Annotated in this window: 16 protein-coding genes; 11 read left to right on the top strand and 5 right to left on the bottom strand. The window is 69.5% G+C overall.

The genetic code is table 11. The features are described 5' to 3' along the window. Positions 1 to 19: 19 nt before the first annotated feature. Entirely contained in the window at positions 20 to 2,638 is a 2,619-nt protein-coding gene (locus tag JJL56_RS15555; RefSeq protein WP_200485578.1) for a tetratricopeptide repeat protein, read from the bottom strand. Positions 2,639 to 3,008: 370 nt separating this feature from the next. Here JJL56_RS15555 and JJL56_RS15550 point away from each other — a divergent pair, with 370 nt between their 5' ends. Both JJL56_RS15550 and JJL56_RS15545 read left to right on the top strand, forming a co-directional pair. Continuing rightward, the gene (locus JJL56_RS15550) at positions 3,009 to 3,209 is read left to right on the top strand and encodes a hypothetical protein (protein WP_200485577.1); all 201 of its coding nucleotides are present in this window, start codon (positions 3,009 to 3,011) and stop codon (positions 3,207 to 3,209) included. A 212-nt stretch (positions 3,210 to 3,421) separates the two neighbouring features. Further along, the gene (locus JJL56_RS15545) at positions 3,422 to 3,664 is read left to right on the top strand and encodes a hypothetical protein (protein WP_200528734.1); all 243 of its coding nucleotides are present in this window, start codon (positions 3,422 to 3,424) and stop codon (positions 3,662 to 3,664) included. Positions 3,665 to 3,812: 148 nt separating this feature from the next. Here the strand turns inward: JJL56_RS15545 and flgH are convergent, their stop codons facing one another. The 4 genes from flgH to flgF are packed head-to-tail and all read right to left on the bottom strand — an operon-like array spanning position 3,813 to position 6,952. Continuing rightward, positions 3,813 to 4,598 (bottom strand): flagellar basal body L-ring protein FlgH, encoded by a 786-nt coding sequence (gene flgH / locus JJL56_RS15540; RefSeq protein ID WP_247891085.1) that lies wholly within the window; start codon positions 4,596 to 4,598, stop codon positions 3,813 to 3,815. A 12-nt stretch (positions 4,599 to 4,610) separates the two neighbouring features. Further along, entirely contained in the window at positions 4,611 to 5,372 is a 762-nt protein-coding gene (gene flgA / locus JJL56_RS15535; protein ID WP_200485575.1) for a flagellar basal body P-ring formation chaperone FlgA, read from the bottom strand. Between the two features lie 44 nt (positions 5,373 to 5,416). Continuing rightward, the gene (flgG, locus tag JJL56_RS15530; RefSeq protein ID WP_145626373.1) at positions 5,417 to 6,202 is read right to left on the bottom strand and encodes a flagellar basal-body rod protein FlgG; all 786 of its coding nucleotides are present in this window, start codon (positions 6,200 to 6,202) and stop codon (positions 5,417 to 5,419) included. Between the two features lie 27 nt (positions 6,203 to 6,229). Next, entirely contained in the window at positions 6,230 to 6,952 is a 723-nt protein-coding gene (flgF, locus tag JJL56_RS15525) for a flagellar basal-body rod protein FlgF (RefSeq protein ID WP_200485574.1), read from the bottom strand. A gap of 497 nt (positions 6,953 to 7,449) precedes the next feature. Between flgF and JJL56_RS15520 the strand changes: the two genes are divergently transcribed. From JJL56_RS15520 to JJL56_RS15480, 9 genes are all read left to right on the top strand, one after another. Continuing rightward, positions 7,450 to 7,971 carry a flagellar basal body-associated FliL family protein gene (locus tag JJL56_RS15520; protein WP_035674997.1) on the top strand — a complete coding sequence of 174 codons (522 nt, stop codon included), beginning with the start codon at positions 7,450 to 7,452 and terminating at the stop codon, positions 7,969 to 7,971. Between the two features lie 18 nt (positions 7,972 to 7,989). Then, a complete protein-coding gene (gene fliM, locus JJL56_RS15515; RefSeq protein WP_035674995.1) occupies positions 7,990 to 9,072 on the top strand; it encodes a flagellar motor switch protein FliM in 1,083 nt (360 codons plus the stop codon). Further along, complete coding sequence (locus JJL56_RS15510) at positions 9,069 to 9,749, top strand: DUF6468 domain-containing protein (RefSeq protein WP_145626375.1); 681 nt, start codon at positions 9,069 to 9,071, stop codon at positions 9,747 to 9,749. The genes fliM and JJL56_RS15510 overlap by 4 nt, the downstream gene beginning before the upstream one ends. Beyond that, a complete protein-coding gene (locus JJL56_RS15505) occupies positions 9,746 to 10,690 on the top strand; it encodes a MotE family protein (protein ID WP_200485573.1) in 945 nt (314 codons plus the stop codon). Before JJL56_RS15510 ends, JJL56_RS15505 begins: the two co-directional genes overlap by 4 nt. A gap of 201 nt (positions 10,691 to 10,891) precedes the next feature. Then, entirely contained in the window at positions 10,892 to 11,230 is a 339-nt protein-coding gene (locus JJL56_RS33940; protein ID WP_145626377.1) for a con-10 family general stress protein, read from the top strand. A gap of 462 nt (positions 11,231 to 11,692) precedes the next feature. Further along, entirely contained in the window at positions 11,693 to 12,409 is a 717-nt protein-coding gene (locus tag JJL56_RS15495) for a protein phosphatase CheZ (RefSeq protein ID WP_200485572.1), read from the top strand. A gap of 4 nt (positions 12,410 to 12,413) precedes the next feature. Next, complete coding sequence (locus JJL56_RS15490; RefSeq protein ID WP_247890645.1) at positions 12,414 to 13,100, top strand: hypothetical protein; 687 nt, start codon at positions 12,414 to 12,416, stop codon at positions 13,098 to 13,100. Then, entirely contained in the window at positions 13,097 to 13,834 is a 738-nt protein-coding gene (locus tag JJL56_RS15485; protein ID WP_145626379.1) for a flagellar motor protein MotB, read from the top strand. Before JJL56_RS15490 ends, JJL56_RS15485 begins: the two co-directional genes overlap by 4 nt. Positions 13,835 to 13,839: 5 nt before the next feature. After that, on the top strand, positions 13,840 to 17,247 hold the full coding sequence (locus JJL56_RS15480; protein WP_200485571.1) for a tetratricopeptide repeat protein: 3,408 nt from the start codon (positions 13,840 to 13,842) through the stop codon (positions 17,245 to 17,247). The last annotated feature ends 57 nt before the right edge of the window (positions 17,248 to 17,304 follow it).

The raw sequence follows: 17,304 nt of genomic DNA, 5'->3' as shown, positions 1-17,304 counted from the left end.
CCCGGCGGGGGCTTGTCCGTCAGGAGCTGCCGTCGCGGCGGTGGATCACCGCCAGACCGGCCATGCGCTCCGCCCCGACCAATTCGCTGAGGCTGTCGTACAGCTCCACGCGGGCCATCGCCGATTCGAGGGCGCGTCGATCCCCCGCAGCGATGTGCGGGCTGTCGATCCGACTGTTCTCCATGAACCCGCGCAGGACATCGAGCGTGAGCCGGTCCTCCGGGCGCTCGACGTCCGGGGGCTGCCAGTTCAGATCCTCGATGACGTAGACCCCGCCGGGTCGCAGCCGTCCGAACAGGGCGGCCAGGGTCATCTGCTGATGGCGCGAGGCGTGGGAGCCGTCGTCGATGATGATGTCGAAGGGACCGTCCTCCTCGGCCAGACGCCGCAGCCCGTCGGGGTCGCCCTGGTCGACGCGCCGGGTCGTCACCCGCCCGCCGTCGAAGGCCGAGAAATCCTCGATGTCCGCGCCGACGACGACGGCGTTCGGGAAATAGCGCTCCCACATGCGCAGGCTCGGCACGTCGTCCTGCTTCCAGCCCTCGACCCGGCCGCGGCACAGGCCGATCTCCAGGATGCGCAAGGCCTCGAACCGCCGCGTTGCAAACAGCGCGTCGTAGACCCGTGTGTAATGATGTCCCAGACGCTCGGTGCCCAGGCGGGGCCCCTTGTCGGAATGAAAGCGCATGGCGAGGGCCGACAGGGTGCCGTTCGGATCGTGCAGAGCGGCCAGCCGGCCCAACACCGACTCCGCGTCGGCGTCCTCCACCGGCGGGCCGGCGGGACCCCACATGCCGTTCCACAAATGCACGCCGGCGACCCGCTCGTCCGCCAGCAGGGACAGCGCCGGCCCATCGCTCTCGGCCAGCCAGGAATGCTCCGTCCAGTCGACGGCGTTGAAGACCGTCGGCGGCAGCACGCGGTCCAGCAGATCCCGGCCCGGCCCGGTCAGCACGTAGCGGCTGAGCAGCAGCGGGCCGACCGCGCCGAAGCGGCGGTCGCTGCCGCTCGTCAGGATGCGCATCGACTCCTCGAACAGCCGGCGCATGTGGACCGAGCCCCGCGGCGCGCGGATGGCGTCGCCGACGAGCGCGTGGCCGGCGTCCAGGCCGTGCCATTGCGAGCAGAACAGGTGGCCGGGGCCGAAGCTCAGCGGCTTCAGCAGGACGACGTCGGTGTCCAGCCACCAGCCGCCGAAGGCGTGCAGGGCGGCGTAGCGGAAGATGTCGCTGAAGTAGCGGATCTCGGCGCTGCGGACGCACAGGTCGTAGACATGGTGCGGCACCACCGTTCCGGCGTCCTCCACCCGCACGCCGTCCGCCACCCGGCCCAGCAGCGCGGGATCGCCATAGCTGTAGAGATGCACCGGGTGCCCCTGCGCCACCATGGAGCGCAGCGCCAACCGCGCCCCGGCGTTCAGCGGCGCTCCCGACCAGAAGGTGGTGATGCGGTCGCGGGTCTCGGTGTCGTGGTGGCGGACGCGCAGATGCGGGTTGAAGCCCCGCGCCGCCGCGTTCCGGCGCTCGGGATGGGAGGCTTCGGCCAGGAAGGGCATGGCCTCGGCGGTCGCCCGGATCAGCGAGTCGAGGTCATCGTCGCCGGCCGGCGCGGAGCCGTTCGCCAAGCGGCGCATCCGGCGGTGCAGAAGGCCGGCGGCGAACGGGTCGCCCCGCCGGCTCCTGAGGACCGACAGGGTGGCCAGCGCCCCCTCGGCCGCGGGGTCGAGCGCGAGAGCGCGCCGTCCGTCGGCTTCGGCCGACTCCGTGCCACCGGCGTCCATCCGGCAGACCGCCCGCGCGCTCCAGCCCGCGGAGTCGGTGGGAGCGCGCTCCAGATGGGCGGTGTAGAGCGCGTCGGCCTCCGCAAGGCGCCCTTGGCGCAGGCGGGTGGCGGCGAGGTTGCACAGCGGCTCGGGCCGCTGCGGTTCGAGCGCCCGCGCCCAGCCGAGCCGCCGGGCCGCCTCGTCGGATTCGTCCCCGCTGTCCGGCGCGCGGGCCAGGATGCCGAAGAAGGCCGGCGCCAGCGCCAGGGCGCGGCGCCGCGCCGCTTCGGCCCCGCGGACGTTTCCGGACCGTGCACGGGCATCCGCCAGATGGTACCAGGATTCCAGCGCGGTGCCGTCGGTCCGGACCGCGCCTTCCAGGATGGCCGCCGCTTCCGCCGCGTCGCCGCCGGCCAGCAGCAACCGGCCGAGATGGGTGGCGGCGCGGACGTCGCCACCGTCGGATGTGCCATCTGGCATCAACGCGGTTCGGTAGGCCTCCAGCGCGTCACCGCTCCGTCCGAGCCGCTCCAGCAGAATTCCGGCGTTGAGCGCGGCGTCGGTCAGCGCGGGGTTCAGCCGCGCCGCTTCCCGGTAATCGGCGACCGCGCCCTCCAGGTCGCCGGTCTCCTGCCGGGCCATGGCGCGGTGCCGGTGCAGGTCGGGTCCCGGCGCGCGGGCCAGCGCCTCGCCGAGCAGCGCCGCGGCTTCCCCGAAGAGTCCGGCTTGCGCGTGAATGATGCCCAGCAAGTGCCAAGCGGCGGCTTGATCCGGGTCGGCGTCGAGGATGCGCCGGCACAGAATCTCCGCCTCCGCCGGGCGTCCGGCTTGGTGGTGGTCGAGCGCGATGGTCAGCGCTTCTTGAATGGTTGCCATGGCGCCAGTGGTCTTCAACCGGATGGCCATGTCAACAGGAGAGTGCCGGGGACGGAGGGGGACCCGGAGTCGGCACGATCCTGGCCGTGGGAAGAGAAAGGGGCGGCCCGCCCCTCTGTCGGAGCTTGGTTCGCTCGGGCCGGCCGCGAGCCCGCTGCAAGGAGCCGTCAACCTACCGGCCCCGGCCGGTTCCGGCCAGCCGGGAAATCGGGCTGCCACTCCCTGTCGCTCTCCCTATCGAATGAAGGACGTCTTCCGATGGCCGCCTCGCCCTTCGGCGTGGCGCTTTCGCGCGATTCGCCGCGCAGCCGTATCGGCCGCCCGCTCGCCCCGTTGGTGCGGGTTGCCAGGTCGGCCTGTTGAGGGTGAGATGGAACTCCTGAAGCGGATCGAGACATTGCAGGCCCTGGTCCGTGAGACGCAGACACGAAGGAAGCGTCTGCTGGACCGGTCCAACGAACGTCTGCGCTCTGCCGAGAAGGCGTTGGAAGGGTCACACCGCCTGCTGAAAGGGAGGCCCGATGACGCAGGCACATCACCCGCTGAACCGCGCTGGGGCGCAGGACGCTGATGCGGAGGATTGGCGGCGGCGCAACGAGGCGCGGCGCAGCAGGGCCGAAGACGCCCGTGCCGGAGCGGAACGGATGCGCGAGGAGGCCGAAGAGGAACGATCCTCAAACTTCCAGCACCATGTCGAGGCGGAAGGCGCACGACTCGTAGCGGAAGAAGGGCGGATCACCGGCGAGGCGCAGCGGCGGGACGCCGAGGAAACGCGCATTCCGGATGAAGAGCATCGCCGGTCCGCCGAGACGGCCGGACTTGCGGCGGACGAGGCGCGGCGAGGAACAGGCGCGGCTGCTCCATGAGGCCACCCGGCGTTTCGCCGAGAAGGCCCGGCTTCATGCCGAGCATGCGCGTGCCGATGCGGAGAGCGCGCGGGCGGCGAACGAGGAGCAGCGCCAGATCCTGGAGGAGATGCGGGACACCCTCCGGCGTTACGAGGCGCTTCTGGCTCGGATCGGGTGACGGGGCGCCGAGGGACGGCAGGAAGGGCACGGCAGATCCAGCCGGGCGGCAGAAACTTCCCGTCCAACCGCGGCCGGCCCGAAGGGGGCCGGTGCCCCCTTCTGTCTTGGTTGCTGGTGCATTTCCGCCTTGCGTTCCCGGAACGTCCTCAGAAGGGCATGATGATGTCGAACAGCTGCTGGCCGTAGCGGGGCTGCTGCACGTCGGTGATCTGGCCGCGTCCGCCATAGGAGATGCGGGCCTCGGCCACCTTTTCGTAGCTGATGGTGTTCTGCGCCGTGATGTCCTCGGGCCGGATCACGCCGGTGATGATCAGGTCGCGCACCTCGTAGTTCACCCGGACCTCCTGCCGGCCCTGGATCACCATGTTGCCGTTGGGCAGGGACTGCGTGACCAGCGCGGCCACCTTCAGGGTGATCTGCTCCTTGCGGTTGATGGCGCCCTTGCCGTCGTTGGAGGTCGAGCTGGAAAGGTCCAGCAGGCTGTCGGCGCTCACCCCGTCGGGCAGCGCGCGTTGCAGGGCCTTGCCCTCGAAGCCGAAGAAGCTCGGCATGCCGGCCTTCTCGGAGTTGCCGCGGGTGCGGGTGGTCTGGTTGTTGAGCTGGGCCTGATCGTTGATCTGGATGTCGACGGTCAGCAGGTCGCCGACCTTGGCCGCGCGCTGGTCCTTGAAGAAGGCCTTGGCGCCGGTCCGCCACAGGGAGTTCGGGTTGCGCTCCGTCGGCAGGGGGGTGGGCATCGGCAGGCTGACCGGCTGGTAGCCGGGCTGGGCCTGCGGGTCCTTGATCTTGGTGAGTTCCGGAGCGGAGCCGATGTCCGCCACGCGCGACATGGCGTTGCAGGCGGGAAGGCCGGCGGCGACGGCGACGAGCAGAGCGAAGCGGAACGCCGTGCGAGCGGTGTTCGTGGCGGCGGGCATCCTGAGGGCGGACATGGAGCTTTCTCCTTACTTCGCGGTGAGGCCGGGCTTTGCCACGGCGACGATGCTGGGGCCGGCGACGGTCGCTTCGAGAATGCGGTTCGACTGGGTGTTGACGACGCGGATCACATCGCCCCGGCCGCCGTCCTGCAGGGCCTTGCCCTGGACCGACAGGGTCAGGTTCTCGGTGGCCAGCGTGATGGTGACCAGCGAGCCCTTGTCCACGACCCGCGGCGACTGGAGGTCGCGCAGCCGCACCGGCTGGTTCACGGGGACCCCGCGCCGCGGCGTCAGGCCGATGAGCTGGGCGTCGGTGGCGGCGATGTCGCTGCCGGCGAGGTCGGCGCGCACGTCCTGCCAATCCACGTCGCCGGGCCCGATCACGTCGCCGGGCGCGATGCGCCGCGACAGCACCGGCACCTGCACCACGCCATAGGCGCGGCCCGACACCGGAAGGCGCACGACCGGACGGGTGTCGGCCACGATCATCTCCGCGGCGAAGCGGCCCTGCACCGGGTTGTAGTAGAGGTTCTCCACCGTCAGGCTGCCGGCGCCCGCCGGGGCGCGCAGCTCCACCGCCCGGCTGTCCAGCTCCATCTGCAGCCGGCCCGTGGTGATCTGGCGGGACAGCGCGTCGGACAGCACCGCTTCGACATGGGCCGGGCTGTAGACCACCGCCGCCGCCGCGGAAGCGGCGCCGTCCATCGTCTGGGCGAGGGCCGCCGGGCCGCTGACAATCGCGGTGGCGAGAAGGGCGGCGCCGAGGATGTGGAGGGCTGGGCGGAGCATGGCGGAATGTCCTTGCTGGAACGGGCCTTAAGGCGGTGCCGGGATCAGCGGAGCTGTGAGGCCTGCTGCATCATCTCGTCGGTGGTCTTGATGACCTTGGAGTTCATCTCGTAGGCGCGCTGGGCGGAGATCAGGGTGGTGATCTCCTGCACGATGTTGACGTTGGAGGTTTCCAGCGCGCCCTGCACCACGCGGCCGAAGCCGGGAGCGCCGGGGTTGCCGCCGACCGCCTCGCCGGACGCGCCGGTCTGCAGGAACAGGTTGTCGCCGACGGCTTCCAGGCCCGCCGCGTTGGCGAAGGTGGCCAGCTGAATCTGCCCGACATTCTGCTGGGCGACCTGGCCGTCCAGCTTCACCATCACCTCGCCCGAGGCGTTGATGGCGACGTCGACGGCTTCCGCCGGGATGGTGATCGCCGGCTGCACCGGATAGCCGTCGGCGGTGACGATGATGCCCTCCGGCGACAGCTTGAAATTGCCGGCGCGGGTGTAGGCCGTGTCGCCGCTGGGGAGTTGCACCTGGAAATAGCCGGAGCCGTTGATGGCGACGTCCAGCTTGTTGTCGGTGACGGTCAGGTTGCCCTGCTCCAGCACGCGGGCCACCGCGGCGACGCGCACGCCGGCACCCACCTGCACGCCGGTCGGCACGATGGTGCCGGCGTCCGACGAGGTGGAACCGATGCGGCGGAAGTTCTGATACAGCAGGTCCTGGAACTCGGCCCGCTGCTTCTTGAAGCCGGTCGTCGTCGCGTTGGCGATGTTGTTCGAGATGGTCTCGACGTTCAACTGCTGGGCGATCATGCCGGTGGCGCCGATGGCGAGGCTGCGCATGGTTCCTTACTCCTTGTACGCGGTCGATCAGGCCGTGCGGCCCAGCTTCTGGACGGCGCTGCGGATGCGCTCGTGCTCGCTCTCGATCAGCTTCTGGTTGGACTGGTATTGGCGCTGGATCTCGATCAGCGCCGTCATCTCCACCACCGGTTTCACGTTGGAATTCTCAAGCATTCCCTGTGCCACCTTCGTGTCGGCGGGGGCCGCCTGAGGCTCCTCGTCGCTGACGTACAGGCCGGCGCCGACCTCGGTCATCAGCTGCTCGTTGCGGAAGGTGACGATGTTCAGCCGGCCCACCGGACCCAGCTCGGTGGAGACGGTGCCGTCGCCGGACACCATGATGTCCCTGGTGCCGTTCGGGATCGCGAGGGGCTGGCCGTTGTCGCCCATGACCGGCAGGCCGCCGCCGTCCACGATCTGGCGCTGGTCGTTCAGGCGGAAGTTGCCGGCGCGGGTGTAGCGGGGGCCGTTCGCCGTATCGACGGTGAAGTAGCCATGGCCGGTCAGCGCCAGGTCCAGCGAATTGCCCGTCTGCATCATCCCGCCGGCCGAGAGGTCGCGCACCACGGCGCGGTCCTGCACGAAGCTGACCTGCTCGTGCATGCCCGGACGCTCCAGGAACTCCGTGAACAGCATGCGCTGCTGCTTGAAGCCCGTGGTGTTCATGTTCGCGATGTTGTTCGAAATCACGTCCAGCTGGCGGCGCAGGGTGAGCTGGCGCGACAGGGACACGTAGATCGGGTTTTCCATCGGCGGCCTCTTTTCCATTCGGGCCGGGGGAGCGTTCCGACCGGCGCAAAAGGCAATGCACGGTGCGTGCCAGAGCTGAAAACGACCGGAAAGACAAGCATGGCGGCGGACGCCGCCGCCGGGGAAGCGCCTGCCGGGCAAGAAATGCCGGTGGGATGGCAAGGGCTGCCGCCCGCCGCCGGGCAAAAGCGTCCGGTTGCCGCGGCGCGGGCGGCGCGCGGATCACAAGGCGGCTCCATCCGCCGGACGCGGGCGGACGGGTGGTGGGCGGGGCGGGGCAGGATGGTGGGGAAGGGGATGGCGGGCGTGGCTCGGGCGTTCGCTCCTCGGTTGACGGGGATCTCCGGCGATGTCCCAATCAAGAACCGTGCCGCCGTCTGTGGTTGCGCTTCTGTCACAGCCGCGGACCGTGCCTGAAAGGCTTTGTTAACTATCCGAAAGATAGGGTTGCTGCGCTGGTAAGGCCACGCTCCGCCACCGCTCGCGCTTAGGATTCCATGACCGCGCACGCTGAAGACGACGTTCCGACCGATGGCCTGCCGCGCAAGAAATTCAGCGGCAAGAAGCTGGTCCTGTTCGTCATCCTGCCGCTGGTGCTGCTGATCGGCGCCGGTGCGGGCGTGTACTTCAGCGGCCTGCTCGATTCGCTGCTCGGCAAGAAGGAGGAGCATGCGGAGGTGCCGGCGGAACCGGCGCAGCCCGATCCGCACGCCGCACCGGTCTTCTACGACCTGCCGGACATGCTGGTGAACCTGAACAGCAGCGGCAAGCGTCCGGCCTTCCTGAAGATCAAGATTTCGATCCAGCTTGCGAAGGGCGAGGACATACCGGCGATCGAGCATGTGCTGCCGCGCATCATCGACAATTTCCAGGTCTATCTGCGCGAACTGCGGCTGGAGGATCTGAAGGGGTCGGCGGGCATGTACCGCCTGCGCCAGGAGCTGCTGATGCGGATCACCGCGTCCGCCCACCCGGTGAAGGTCAAGGACGTGCTGTTCAAGGAAATGCTGGTCCAGTAGGGACGGCGGAAACGGGCCATGAGCAACACCGAGGAACTGAGCGAAGAAGAACGCCTTGCCGCCGAATGGGCCGCCCTCGCCGAAGACGGCGGCGACATGGGCGATATGGCGGACATGGGCGGCGGCGGCTCGACCCGCGTCCTCAACCAGGACGAGATCGACAGCCTGCTCGGCTTCGACCAGGGCGGCGCCGGGGACGGCGACAACTCCGGCATCATGGCGCTGGTCAACTCGGCGCTGGTCAACTACGAACGCCTGCCCATGCTGGAGGTGGTCTTCGACCGCCTCGTCCGCATGATGTCCACGTCCTTGCGCAACTTCACGTCCGACAACGTCGAGGTCAGCCTCGACCAGATCTCCTCGGTGCGCTTCGGCGACTATCTGAACTCCATCCCGCTGCCGGCGATGCTGTCCGTCTTCAAGGCGGAGGAGTGGGACAACTACGGCCTGATGGTCGTGGACTCGGCGCTGATCTACTCCATCGTGGACGTGTTGCTGGGCGGGCGGCGCGGCACGGCGGCGATGCGCATCGAAGGCCGCCCCTACACGACCATCGAGCGCAACCTCGTGGAGCGCATGGTCCATGTGGTGCTGTCCGACCTGTCCGCCGCCTTCGACCCGCTGTCGCCCGTCACCTTCCGCTTCGACCGGCTGGAGACCAACCCGCGCTTCGCCACCATCGCGCGCCCGGCCAACGCGGCGGTGCTGGTCAAGCTGCGCATCGACATGGAGGATCGCGGCGGCCGCCTGGAACTGATGATCCCCTACGCGACCCTGGAGCCGGTGCGCGAGCTTCTGCTCCAGATGTTCATGGGTGAGAAGTTCGGCCGCGACTCGATCTGGGAAACCCACCTCGCCTCGGAACTGCTGGTCACCGACGTGGACATCTCCGCGGTGCTGGACGAGGTGACGATGACCCTGCACGACGTGCTGAACTGGCGCGTCGGCACGCGAATTCTTCTGAACGCCACGCCGGACGGCACCATCGAGCTGCGCTGCGGCGACGTTTCCATGTTCCAAGGCCGCATGGGCCGCAAGGGCGGGCACATCGCCGTGCGGATCGAGCGGGAGCTGCCCAAGCAGGAGGTCATGCGGCTATGAGCCCGACCCTCACGCTCGTCCTCGATCTGGTGATGGTGGGGCTGCTGGCCGCGACCATCGCCTACGCGATCATCCTCAATCGGCAGATCATCAAGCTGCGCGAGAGCCGCGGCGAGATGGCCGAACTGGTGCGCGGCCTGAACGAGGCCATGTCGCGCGCCGAAACCGGCGTGCGCGGTCTGAAGAAGACGGCCCACGAGACCGGCGAAGACCTTCAGCGCACGGTCGCCAAGGCGCAGACCCTGCGCGACGAGCTGGAATTCATGATCGAGGCCGCCGACGCCATGGCCAACCGGCTGGGCAACGTCGGCGGGGAGCGCCCGAAGCCGGCTTCCGCCGCCCGCCCGGCGGCACGCCCCGGCCTGTCCGCCCGTCCCCCCGTCGCCTCGCGCCCGATCGCCGCGCCGCGCCCGATCGTCGAGGACGATCACGGTCACGACGACCACGATCACGACGACCACGATCTTCACGACGATGGTCACATCGACCACGACGATCACGACGATCTGCCGCCGCTGCGCTCCGCCGCCTTCCGGAACGAGCCGCTGCGCGCCGATCCCTTGGCGCGCCGCCCGGCGCCGGCGTCCGATCCCATCCTGCGCGAGGGCGAAAGCCTGTCCCGCGCCGAACGTGAACTTCTGCAAGCCATCGAGAACGCCGGCAAGGGGGTCGGATGAGCGACGCCACCACCACAAAGGGCGCGTCCGCCGCCGTCGGCGGCGGGGAGCCAAAGGTCGTGATCCGGCCGGCCGGGGCCACCCCGACCGGGGTCCGCATCAGCCCGAGCGTGGCCGGTCAGCCACCGGCGCAAGCGCCCGTTCAAGCTGCCGCCAAAGCGAAGCCGAAGGCCAAGCTGAAGGCAAAAGCCAAGCGCAAGCCCGCCGTGCCGCGCCGCCCGCTGTCGGAGCGGATGCGCGAGAAGATGAAGGCGTGGCGGTTCCGCATCCTGCCGCTGACCATCTTCGTCGCCGTTCTCATGCTGGGGGTGCGTGTCGGCGACCTGTGGCGGATCACCACGCGCGACGCCCGCCTGCCGGAATTTCCGGCGACCCTGGCGCAGGGACAAAGCGCCCTTCCGGCACCGCCGATGCAGCTTGCCGCCAACGGCGCCAAACCCTCGCCCGAACCGGCTCCGGCCCAGGGCGGGGCCAGCAACGGCGCGCCGCCCAACCCGACGCCGCCGGACAACGCCGCCCTCGGACCGGTGAAGAACGAGGAACTGCTCCAGCACTTCGCCGAGCGCCGCGCCGAGATCGAGCGCCGCACCAAGGAGCTGGAGCAGCGCGAGGCCCTTCTGACCGCCGCCGAGAAGCGCATCGACCAGAAGGTGCAGGAGATGGACAAGGTCCGCACCGACATCCAGAAGCTGATGCGCCAGGGCGACGAGAAGCAGACCGCACAGCTCGAAAGCCTCGTGAAGATCTACGAGACGATGAAGCCCAAGGAAGCCGCCCGCATCTTCGAGGAGCTGGACATGCCCGTTCTGCTGGGGGTGGTGGAAAAGATGAAGGAAACCAAGACGGCGCCGATCCTGGCCGCGATGGACCCGCTGAAGGCCAAGGAGCTGACATCCGCCCTCATCGAACGGCGCGGACTGCCCGCCGCACCGAAGAACTGAATACGTCCTTTGATTGCGATGATGGGCGATCGGGTATGACCGAGCGTTTGGTCATACCCGAAACCAGCGGCGCACCTACTGAATATACGTACACGTACTGTCAGGATGGTAGAAGGCCCGCAACGGTCGGCTTCGGTTCATGTTGGCTCCGGCGTGTTCGGGCAACGTAAGTTTGCCCAACAGCAAGAGGAAGGAGACAAGATGAACGACCAGAACCAGGGCCGTAGCTCGGGCGGTCAGCATTCCGGCGGCAACTTCAAGAACAATCCGGAACGTGCGGCGGATGCCGGCCACAAGGGCGGTCAGGTTTCCGGCGGCAACTTCAAGAACGACCCGGAGCGCGCCTCCGAAGCCGGTCACAAGGGTGGCCAGGCGTCCGGCGGCAACTTCAAGAACGACCCGGAGCGTGCGTCGGAAGCCGGCCACAAAGGCGGGCAGGCGTCCGGCGGCAACTTCAAGAACGATCCGGAGCGTGCATCGGAAGCGGGCCGCAAGGGCGGCGAACACAGCCATGGTGGCGGGCGGAGCAGCGGGAGCTGACCGCCGGGACGGTTTCACCGTAACGGCTTCACCCAGGACTGTTTCGCCGGCGCACTAGCCTGACCGAACAGTCGCTCCGTGCAACGGTGAAGAAGGGCCGCCCTCCAGGCGGCCCTTTGTCCGTTTGCGGCCTCCAATTGAAACAAATTGCCGCATCCCTCTTTAAAGTTCGACAATGGCGAGCCCTGTGCGAAGGCGCGCGGGCGCAGAACAACGCTTCCGCTTTCCTTCCGGCTGGGCGATTCCGTCCCATCTTTGCGTTGCGACGTTTCAGGCGCTTAACGGCGTGTTAACCGAGCGAAATTAGGGTTGGAAAGGCTGACGAGGCTCCGAGTCGGCGGCGGCCGTGCAAGGACGCGAGGTTGGGTCGAACCCGCTTCCGGCGTCTGCGTCCGGGCAGGCCGACGCACCCGATCGCACGCAGGCCGGACAAGACCACGGAACGCTCACATCGGAACGCACATGGCCCCGCCCGTTTCCTCCTCGCTCGCCGACCAGAAACTCCTGCGCCAGCAGCTCGACGCCGCCCACGCCGAGGCGGCCCAGCCGCTGAGCCGCGAGGAGGTGACGGACATCGTCCGCTCCATCCTCGGCAGCATGGACGGCGACATCTCCGCCACCGACCTTCGCCTCTACAAGGAGGTGGTGGACCTCGCCCGCTTCATCGAGAGCGCCAAGCACGAGCTGGCGGCGCTCCAGCCCGCGGAAATCCGCGACCAGCACATCCCCAACGCCACGGATGAACTGGACGCCGTCGTGGGCGCCACGGAACAGGCCACCTTCGCCATCTTCGACGCCTGCGACGTCATCACCGGCATTTCCGGTCAGATCGATCCGGAGAATTCCGCGAAGCTGACCGAGCAGGTGACCAAGATCTTCGAGGCCTGCAACTTCCAGGACATCACCGGCCAGCGCATTTCCAAGGTCGTGCGCACGCTGAAGCACATCGAATCGAAGGTGGACATGATCGTCGCGGCCTTCGGCGACGAGGTGCGGCAGAACCACACCCGCCCCGCCGCCGCGGTCGCCGCGGCCGAGGTCCACACCGACTCGTCGCCGAACTTCGCCACCGACCGTCCGGCGGACGATCCGGAGGCCGGGCTGCTGCACGGGCCGCAGATGACCAGCGCCGCCATGGACCAGGACGAGATCGACCGTCTGCTGGCGAGCTTCGACTAATCCCATGGCTGCGCCCGGCCACAGGAAGCCGGACCTGTCGGGCAGCCGGCCGAACCCGAACAACGGAAGCATCGTGCTTCTGCTGTCGCTGTTCCTGCTGCTGCTCGTCTTCTTCATCGTTCTGAACGCCCAGTCCGTGCAGACCGCCCAGCGGGTGCGTACGGTCCTGGTGTCGCTGGAGCGCAGCTTCCCCGCCTTCTACATCGACCCCCGCCTGCGCGAGCCGGCCGACCCGCTGGCCTCGCGCGCCGGCACCGTCTTCGCCGTGCAGCGGCTGGACGGCCTGGGCAACCTGTTCGCCACCGCCATCGCCGTGGCGAAGGTGGACAGCGTCACGCCGGGCCGCCTGCTGGAAGTGCGCCTCCCCGCCGACGAGCTGTTCCTGCCCGGTACGGCGGACCTGCGCCCGGACCGCATCGGCCTGATCGACCGGGTGGCCGACGCGCTCCTGCAGAACCGCCCCGGCGAGCGGATCGAACTGGACGCGCTTTTGTCCATCGGCCCGGCGGGCGGCCCCAGTCAGGCGCCCGGCCCGGTGGTGCGGGCCGGGGCGCTGGCCCGGCTGCTGATCGCCGACGGGACGCCCCCGGACGCCGTGACGGTGGGCATCGAGCGCGGCGCGCCGGGTGCCGTCCGCCTGCTGTTCAGCCTGCGCGCCACGGACGACCTGCCGGGGGGAGGGCGCCGATGATCCGCCTCCCCAAACTCCCCAAGGCCGAGGACAAGAGCGGCGGCCACAACCGGACGATCTGGCTGATCAGCTTCACCGACCTGATGTCGCTTCTGCTCGCCTTCTTCGTGCTGATGTATTCGATGAGCGAGCCGGAGGCCCAGCGCTGGACCGGGCTGGTCAAGTCGCTGTCGTCGGCCCGCTCCACCGCGGTCACCCCCTCCGCGACGCCGCCCGAGCCGAAGGCCGCCTTCAACGCCGCCACGGTGGAGTCGTATTCGGCGATCAACCTGGATTATCTCAGCGCCCTGCTTCGTACCCAGACCGCGGCCAACGAGGATCTGGCGGCGGTGGAGGTGCGGCGGGAGGACGACCGCGTGGTGATCGGGCTGCCGGCTCATGTGATGTTCGACCCGACCGGCGGCAGCTTCACCGACCAGGGGCGGCGGGTGCTGTATCTGCTGGGCGCCGCGGTGGGCCGGATCGGCAACCGGATCGAGGTCGTCGGCCATGCCGAGCGGGAGGACCAGTCCGCGGGGCTGGCCTGGGAACGCGCCCTGACGCGCGCCGTCGCCGTCGCGGCGCTGCTGCGCGAAACGGGCTACAAGCGCGACCTTGTGGCGCGCAGCCTGATGAGCGAGCCCGCCGGCATCGACCCGGTGCCGGGCGGGGCGCGGGTGGATGTGGTGGTGCGTGAGGAGACGGTGGGCCCGCCGGTGTCCGGAGCGGCCACCGATGCGGAGCCGGAGGAGTGAGTCGGATGGGGCGGGGCGGGGCATACCGGCGCTGGCTGAGCGGCTTCGTGGCCGCCACGGCTCTGCTTGCCGCCCAGGTCGCCGTCATGCCGGTTGCCTGGGCGGTCGACGTCCCGGTGCGCGCCGCCACCCACAAGACCTTCGGGCGCATGGTCTTCGACTGGCCGCGCCAGACCGGCTACAGCGCGTCGGTGGACGGCAGCACGCTGGTCGTCCGCTTCGACGAGCCGATCAACGCTGCCTTGGACCGGACGGTGTCGGCCTTGCCCGGCTATCTGTCCGGAGTGAAGATCAGCGGCGACGGCAAGACGGTGACCTTCGACCTGAAGCGCCCGGTGACGCTGAAGAGCTTCCGCAACGGCAACGCCGTGGCGTTGGACCTTACCCCCGCCGCCGAGGCGCCGGCCCAGGCCCAGGCCCAGAGCCAGACGCCGACGCAAGCCCCGGCGCGCTCCGCGGGGCGGGTGACGGTCAGCGCGGCCGACACGCCGGAGCAGAGCCGCCTGTCCTTCACCTGGCCGGAAGGCGCCAACTACACGCTGCGCCGCGACGGTGCGTCGGCCACGCTGCTGTTCGACCGCAACGGCACCGCCGATCTCGCGCCGGTGGCCAAGGCGACGCTGCGCAACATCCAGAATGTGGAGCAGTTCCGGCAGGCCAACGGCGCGCTGGCCGTCACCTTCGCCGTTCCGCAGGACGCCGAGGTCAAGGACAGCAAGTCCGGCCGTTCCGTGGTGATCGACGTGCAGAATCCGGGAACGCGCGCCGGTCTGCCGACGAGCGATGCCGCGAACGCGGTGCCGCCGCGCGGCGCAACCGCGACCACGACCACGGTGCGTCCACCCGCCGCTGACGCCGCAGCGCCACCGCCCGCGACGCTTCCCCCGGCCGCCGCCAAGCCGGTTGCGTCGCCCCCACCGGCGAAGGAGGTGGCGGCGGCTCCCGCGCCCGCCAAACCCGAAGCCGCCAAACCCGAAGCCGCCAAACCCGATCCGGCGAAAGCCGAGCCGCAGGGGCCGACCCTGGTCTTCGACGCGGGCGGTCCGGCGTCCATCGCCGTCTACCCGCGCGCCGGCCATCTCTACATCGTGTTCGACAAGCCCCTGCCCATCGGCGCCGGCAAGGCCATCGGCCCTGCGTCCGGGACGGTCGGCGCCATCGAGCCGGTGCCGGCCACCGGAGGCAGCGCCTTCCGCACCAGGATCGGGCCGCTGGTTTGGCCGAAGATCGAACGGCAGGGGACGAGCTGGAAGATCACGCCGACCAGCCGCCTGACCGGCACGCCGCCCTTCGAGCTGAAGATCGACCCGGAGCCGGATTTCCTGCTGGGCGCCCGTCTGCTGGTGCGCGCCGCGGATGCGGCGACCGTGGTGACGCTGTCCGATCCCGACGTCGGCGACCGGCTCCAGGTCGTGCCGCTGCCGGTTCCCGGCAACGCCATCCCCGAATCCCACCGCTACGCCGACCTGGAGCTGCTGCCCAGCTACCAGGGCGTCGTCGTTCGGCCGATCGCCGACGCCATCACCGTGCGTCCGGTCAAGGAGGGGGTGGAGGTGACCGCGGCCGGGGGCCTGCATTTGTCGCCCATGGCCGATGCCGGAAGCCGCCCGGCCGCGGCGCAGACGGCGTCGCTTCCGCCGAAGCCGTCCCCCGGCGGCGCCTCCAACACGCTGACTCCGCCCACCGATCCGAAGCCGGTGCCCTCCGGGCGCCGCCTGTTCGACCTGCCGGCCTGGAAGAAGGGCGACCTCGACCATTACACCGAGGCGCGGCAGAACCTGCAGCTCAACATCGTCAACGCGCCCGACTCCGAACGGCCGCGCGCCCAGCTCGACCTCGCCCGTTTCTATCTGGCGAACGGCTTCGGGCAGGAGGCCATCGGCATGATGGATGTGCTGCAGGAGGCGCAGCCCGATCTGGAAGGCTGGCCGGAATTCCGCGCCCTGCGCGGGGCCGCGCGTTTCCTGGCGGGAAACACCGACGCCGCGGCGGAGGATTTCGCTCATCCGAACCTCGCCAACAACGGCGAGGCCGCGCTGTGGCGCGCCGCCATCGCGGCGGACCGCAACGACTGGCCGGCGGCCCAGGCCGGCTTCAAGGCGGCGGCGCCGATCCTGAACTCCTACCCCGACCCGATCCTGACCAAGCTGGCGACCCGCGCCGCCGAGGCCGCGCTGAAGACCGGCGACGCGCCCTTCGCCAAGCGGCTGCTCGACCGCATCGTCGAACGCGGCGGCACGGACGCCGAGGAACGGCCCGACGTCCAGTATCTCCGCGGCCTCTATTTCGCCCAGACCAACGAGCCGGAGCGGGCGCTGGAGCAGTTGACGGCCTCCTACAACAGCCTCGACCGCTATTACCGGGCCAAGGCCGGGCTGGCGCTGGTGAATCTGCAACTGGCGGAAGGCCGCATGTCGCCCCCCGCCGCCGCGGAGCGGCTGGCCGGGCTGACCTTCACTTGGCGCGGCGACGAGCTGGAGATGCAGATCCGCCAGCGCATGGGCGAGGTGCTGATCGCCGCCGGCCAGTACGCCGACGGCTTCAACGCCATGAAGGAAACCGCCGCCCTGGTCCCCGACACGCCGCGGGCGGAGGAAATCACCCGTGAGATGTCGCGCATCTTCGCCGACCTCTACAAGGACGGGGCGCAGAAACTGCCGACCATCGAGGCGCTCCAGCTCTACGACCAGTTCCGTGAACTGACCCCGGTGGGGGAGGCGGGCGACGAGGTGATCCGGCAGCTCGCCGAGCGGCTGATCTCGGTGGACCTGCTGAACCGCGCCGCCGACCTGCTGCAGCATCAGGTGGAATACCGCCTGTCCGGCGAGGACAAGGCGAGCGTCGGCACCCGGCTCGCTTCCGTCCGCCTGCTCGACAACAAGCCCGAGGATGCCCTGCGCGCGCTGGAACTGTCCAACGTGCCGAACCTGCCGGCGGATCTTGTCGGCGAGCGCCGCCTGATGCAGGCCAAGGCGCTGGCCGAACTGGGCCGCGGCGACGAGGCGCTGCTGCTGCTCTCCGAGGACGACAGCAAGCCCGCCAACTCGCTGCGGGTGGACATCGCGTGGCGCGCCCAGAAGTGGGAGGCTGCGGCCTTCGCCCTGAACAAGCTGATCGGTCCGCCACCGCCACCGACCCAGCCGATCAACCCGGCGACCTCGCAGCTCGTCCTGAACCGCGCGGTGGCGCTGGCGTTGGCTGGGGACGGCACGAACCTGAACCTGCTGCGCAAGGAGTTCGGCTCGGCGATGACCAACGGTCCCGACGCCGACGCCTTCCGCGTGCTGACCCGGCCGGAGCAGGCGCTGGGCCTGATCGACGTCAACACCGTCCGCTCCCGCGTCGCCGAGGTGGACGTGTTCCAGAAGTTCCTCAAGAACTACCGCGGCAAGCAGAGCGCGGCGATCAACTGAACCCCGTCTTCGGACACGCTTCCTCTCAACGAAAAAGCCCCTCTCCGATGGACAGGG

This window comes from Azospirillum aestuarii, assembly GCF_016632405.1.
Taxonomy (GTDB): domain Bacteria; phylum Pseudomonadota; class Alphaproteobacteria; order Azospirillales; family Azospirillaceae; genus Azospirillum; species Azospirillum aestuarii.
This window is presented reverse-complemented; position numbering and strand designations above follow the sequence as displayed.

Bases quoted from the DNA above. Each gene is read 5' to 3' on its own strand.
- JJL56_RS15555 (WP_200485578.1), bottom strand. From the start codon at position 2,638: ATGGCAACCATTCAAGAAGCGCTGACCATCGCGCTCGACCACCACCAA.
- JJL56_RS15550 (WP_200485577.1), top strand. From the start codon at position 3,009: ATGGAACTCCTGAAGCGGATCGAGACATTGCAGGCCCTGGTCCGTGAG.
- JJL56_RS15545 (WP_200528734.1), top strand. From the start codon at position 3,422: ATGAAGAGCATCGCCGGTCCGCCGAGACGGCCGGACTTGCGGCGGACG.
- flgH (WP_247891085.1), bottom strand. From the start codon at position 4,598: ATGTCCGCCCTCAGGATGCCCGCCGCCACGAACACCGCTCGCACGGCG.
- flgA (WP_200485575.1), bottom strand. From the start codon at position 5,372: ATGCTCCGCCCAGCCCTCCACATCCTCGGCGCCGCCCTTCTCGCCACC.
- flgG (WP_145626373.1), bottom strand. From the start codon at position 6,202: ATGCGCAGCCTCGCCATCGGCGCCACCGGCATGATCGCCCAGCAGTTG.
- flgF (WP_200485574.1), bottom strand. From the start codon at position 6,952: ATGGAAAACCCGATCTACGTGTCCCTGTCGCGCCAGCTCACCCTGCGC.
- JJL56_RS15520 (WP_035674997.1), top strand. From the start codon at position 7,450: ATGACCGCGCACGCTGAAGACGACGTTCCGACCGATGGCCTGCCGCGC.
- fliM (WP_035674995.1), top strand. From the start codon at position 7,990: ATGAGCAACACCGAGGAACTGAGCGAAGAAGAACGCCTTGCCGCCGAA.
- JJL56_RS15510 (WP_145626375.1), top strand. From the start codon at position 9,069: ATGAGCCCGACCCTCACGCTCGTCCTCGATCTGGTGATGGTGGGGCTG.
- JJL56_RS15505 (WP_200485573.1), top strand. From the start codon at position 9,746: ATGAGCGACGCCACCACCACAAAGGGCGCGTCCGCCGCCGTCGGCGGC.
- JJL56_RS33940 (WP_145626377.1), top strand. From the start codon at position 10,892: ATGAACGACCAGAACCAGGGCCGTAGCTCGGGCGGTCAGCATTCCGGC.
- JJL56_RS15495 (WP_200485572.1), top strand. From the start codon at position 11,693: ATGGCCCCGCCCGTTTCCTCCTCGCTCGCCGACCAGAAACTCCTGCGC.
- JJL56_RS15490 (WP_247890645.1), top strand. From the start codon at position 12,414: ATGGCTGCGCCCGGCCACAGGAAGCCGGACCTGTCGGGCAGCCGGCCG.
- JJL56_RS15485 (WP_145626379.1), top strand. From the start codon at position 13,097: ATGATCCGCCTCCCCAAACTCCCCAAGGCCGAGGACAAGAGCGGCGGC.
- JJL56_RS15480 (WP_200485571.1), top strand. From the start codon at position 13,840: ATGGGGCGGGGCGGGGCATACCGGCGCTGGCTGAGCGGCTTCGTGGCC.